At 65.5% G+C, this 3,462-nt stretch carries 3 protein-coding genes; all 3 read right to left on the reverse strand.

Annotation, left to right across the window (positions count from 1 at the left end; translation table 11 throughout):
• Positions 1 to 842: 842 nt before the first annotated feature.
• The 3 genes from KDL01_RS39910 to KDL01_RS39920 all read right to left on the reverse strand — a co-directional run bounded on the left by KDL01_RS39910 (position 843) and on the right by KDL01_RS39920 (position 2,736).
• Positions 843 to 1,181 carry a hypothetical protein gene (locus tag KDL01_RS39910; RefSeq protein ID WP_212533925.1) on the reverse strand — a complete coding sequence of 113 codons (339 nt, stop codon included), beginning with the start codon at positions 1,179 to 1,181 and terminating at the stop codon, positions 843 to 845.
• Between the two features lie 291 nt (positions 1,182 to 1,472).
• Entirely contained in the window at positions 1,473 to 1,832 is a 360-nt protein-coding gene (locus KDL01_RS39915) for a hypothetical protein (protein WP_212533926.1), read from the reverse strand.
• Positions 1,833 to 2,238: 406 nt separating this feature from the next.
• Entirely contained in the window at positions 2,239 to 2,736 is a 498-nt protein-coding gene (locus KDL01_RS39920; protein ID WP_212533927.1) for a hypothetical protein, read from the reverse strand.
• Positions 2,737 to 3,462: the final 726 nt, after the last annotated feature.

A 3,462-nucleotide genomic window follows, 5' to 3' on the forward strand; every position in this document is an offset into this window, starting at 1 on the left:
TCAACGAACCCGCGCCCCGATCGCCGGATGATCTACGGCCTTGACAGCCGCGCCCGACATGCACGAGCACGAACACGCTCGCTCACGCCACCCCACCTGAACAGCACCGAACCGTTGGCGGATGCTCAATGGCGTTGCCGCACTGAGGTAGAGCCCCAAGTCAGCCATCACGGTCCGCACATCCCGCAGCGGCACGCCAAGCTCTCGCGCAACTTCATACGCCCTCTTCTTCACCACTGCTCCCCCTCGCCGGCCCGCTCATGACGACACGCTATCGCTGTAGATGAAGAGGCGACAGCTGCCTTGTAAGAGCCATACCGGCGCCTCGGCCAGTGTCGGCCGACCCCCTCCTGTGTCAGTCGGGCACCGTCCGCTGTCGTCTCGAGGTCGAGGCGTGTGTCTGCCTGGTGCAGCGTTCACCACACGCGGCGGCCTGAGCCTCGCGCCCGTTGGCGTCGTCATAGCCGGCGCAGGCGGCCTCGGCATTCGGTATGTCATGCGCACCTGCATCACGCTCACCCACGACGCGCTGATCGTCACCAACCTATTCAAGACACACCACGTGCCGCTCACCGAGATCACCGACGTGTCCGCAACTGCCGGCGGCTTGAACATATCGCGCACCGACCAGCCCGACCCCACGGCCGTAACGCACAAAAGTCGCGATGGGACATCCACTCGGCGAAATCTCGCCTACACTCCGAGGCCAGCGTTTCACCCAGGATGTAGAGCAGACTGACGGCCATTGGCTGGCCGGTCCTATCAGCTTGGGAAGCTGAGACGGGCACGGAGCGCCGGACTACACCTCCAACTCAGAGCCCGCGAATTATGAGCGCGCTCGGCTACAGCTCGGCATCGTCACTGCCCTCCATGGCAGCGCGGCAGCTCTGGACCTCCGCGTTCACGTACTCCATAAACCAGCGCATCACCTCGTATGGGATGAAGCGCTCATTGAGGCTGCAGAGGTGGACGGTCGGCTCCAGGGACGGATCCTCGTCTGGAACGAGGGCTGCGATAAGCGCCGGGCCGTGAAGATACTTCCCCGCCCCGGGATTGTCCGCCCAATTGGGAGGCGCTGGGACGGCTTCACTCAGCTCGAGCCTCCATGAGTCGTCTGGCAACGCATAGTGGAAGAGCACCGCATAGTGGCGACCGGCGTGTTCGAGCAACTCGACAGGCATCCTCGCAGCCTCGCACGTTGAAGGCGTCGATGCATACCGATATCAAGAACCTTCGCATACCACGGGTGGAGACAGCCTGGTGACTCCTGCGATGGTGCCAGCGACGGTCCGACGACTCCATTATCAGAGCGGCTTCGGAGTCTCGGTCGGCACGTCCCGGTGTCGTCTACCGTGGTTTGCTGCAGATCGTTTGTCGTCTGTTGTCGCCTGATGCCGGCTGCTGACGGGTGGTTCGCCGACTCTCTGCTGACTCGAGCTGGTGCTCCGCCAGCTGGAGCACCGTTCGCTCGGTCAGCCCGTCGCCTCGCGGATCTCCTGTGCGCGGCCACGCAGTGCGGTGGCCTCGCTGTGGCGCCCGCGTCGGTCGAAGATCGCCGCGGCGTGGTCGAATGCCGGCGGGTAGTTCAGCTTGACGGCCACGGTCAGCAACCTCACCGCGGTGCTCTCGTCTCCAAAGTCTTGGAAAGCGAGGGCGACGGCGGTCATTGCGAACGGCCCTTCGGCTTCGAGCACCGGGGAGATCCACTCAGAGGCGGCCGCGTGGTCGCGCCGTTCGAGCGCGAGGCGAACGAGTCCCACCATGGCGTCCACGTCGCCGAGCGCCGCTGAGCGCTGCCAGATAACCTCCGCCCGGTTGGTCTCGCCTGCCATCGCATAGTGAGTCCCGAGGTTGAAGCCAGCGGCTGCATTCCCGGCTTTCCACGCCCGCTCCCAGTAGCGCAGAGCCTCGGCTCTCTCGCCGCGCTGGGTCCTGGCGCTTTGTTCTCCAGCCCATGCAACTGATCATTTCCGAAAACACTCCGGCGTGTCCAGGCGTATACACGGGTCCTCGCCTCTTCGTCCCGAACCTGGCGCAACCCCTAGTCAAACCGGGCCATATCCGAACGCGCTACCTCACTGAACGCCAAGTTGAATCGCTGATCGTCGGGCCTGTTCCTGCACTGCGCTGCGCTGCGGTACGGATCGGATCGGATCACTGTCGTCGCCGCCCGCATGCCGGCCATTTCGGTCGGGTAATCTGACGCCAAGCCACAGGGCTTACCTACTAGCCGGAACGTCACCGGCGTGGCCCATAGCGCAGACCCGACGAGCACGTGCCTCCCTTGGCGTCCCACCCGCACCACACTTCGCCCCAGGGCAAGTCCTTCCGGTACCCAGGGCCGCCGCCTGGATCCGTGTACGGCCCCGGCCCGAACACGCCGGTGAGAAAGGCGACTCCGAGGCTGATCTCCTTGTCGAGTGCCGCCTGACTCGGCCATCCGTTCGAGTAGTCCTCGCCCTCAACCGTGAGCGACCAGCCAACCTCCACAACATGGCCGCGGAGGGCGCCCAGGGCGAGCGTGCACCGCTGTCCAGCAAGGGCAAGGCCCTCGATGCTCCCCCAGGCCCAGCCGTTGCCGTGGTCACTCCTGCGGCTCACGAGTGGCGAGAGGTCGGCCGGGAGCGCGTCGGTGCGCAGCCGAGGGCCGATCCTTGTTTTGAGGCCGCTGATGGTGATCGTGCCGTCTTTCGGATCGAGCATGAGCGCTTTGCCGACGTCATATGTGGCGGACACTGGGTCTCCGGACGTTGTCGTGTGGGGCCTCCATGCTGCCGGAGGCCAACCCCGCTGCCAAGATCCACCGCCCACCTTCAAAATGCTCCGACCCGCCCCGCCCCTGAGGCCGAACCGCAGCCTTCCCGTCATCCATCCCCGAGGCGGTCCGCCGGAGGCGCTCGCTTTTCGCTCTTCTCGTCCGCTGGGTGTGGCCGCGTGGCGTCGTCCGGGTCGTCGCGCTCCTTTCAGGTCGGCACCGATGGCTCCGGTCGTGGCGCTCCTCGGGCGTGTCATGGTCTGTCCTGCGCCCGTGCGTCTGCCTGGCGTTCGTGTCTTCGCAGGGCTGGCGCGCCGGCACACGTGCGGAACGCAGGCATGGGTCCGGCGGCGCCGTAGTGCCCACGGTGGCAGCCAGTCGGTCCCGCTACTTACGCACAGCATGCGATTCGCCTGGAGGGACGCCGGATTCACCATGGCCCCAGTGCCGATCGGTAGCCAGGCTGAAAACCATCATGATCCCCGACTAGCGGCGCCCGACGCGGCAGCGATTCGCTGCATCCTGCGTGCGGTGACGGATCGAGCAGCCCGGGTGCGTCCAGTACCGACCGGACGACTTCTGGGGTGCCCCGAAGATCTTGGACACTGGTCCTCCGATAGGCTTATGCCTAGATTGAGAGGAAACAGTGGATAAAGGTGGAGCTGGCAAGGGCAGCGGACGCCGCTGGTACTCGCCGGAGTTCAAGG

Origin of the sequence: Actinospica durhamensis, assembly GCF_018139695.1 — a bacterium.
Classification (GTDB): domain Bacteria; phylum Actinomycetota; class Actinomycetes; order Streptomycetales; family Catenulisporaceae; genus Actinospica; species Actinospica durhamensis.

Coding starts and splice junctions, on each gene's coding strand:
- KDL01_RS39915 (WP_212533926.1), bottom strand. CDS start 1,832: ATGGCAGGCGAGACCAACCGGGCGGAGGTTATCTGGCAGCGCTCAGCG.
- KDL01_RS39910 (WP_212533925.1), bottom strand. CDS start 1,181: ATGCCTGTCGAGTTGCTCGAACACGCCGGTCGCCACTATGCGGTGCTC.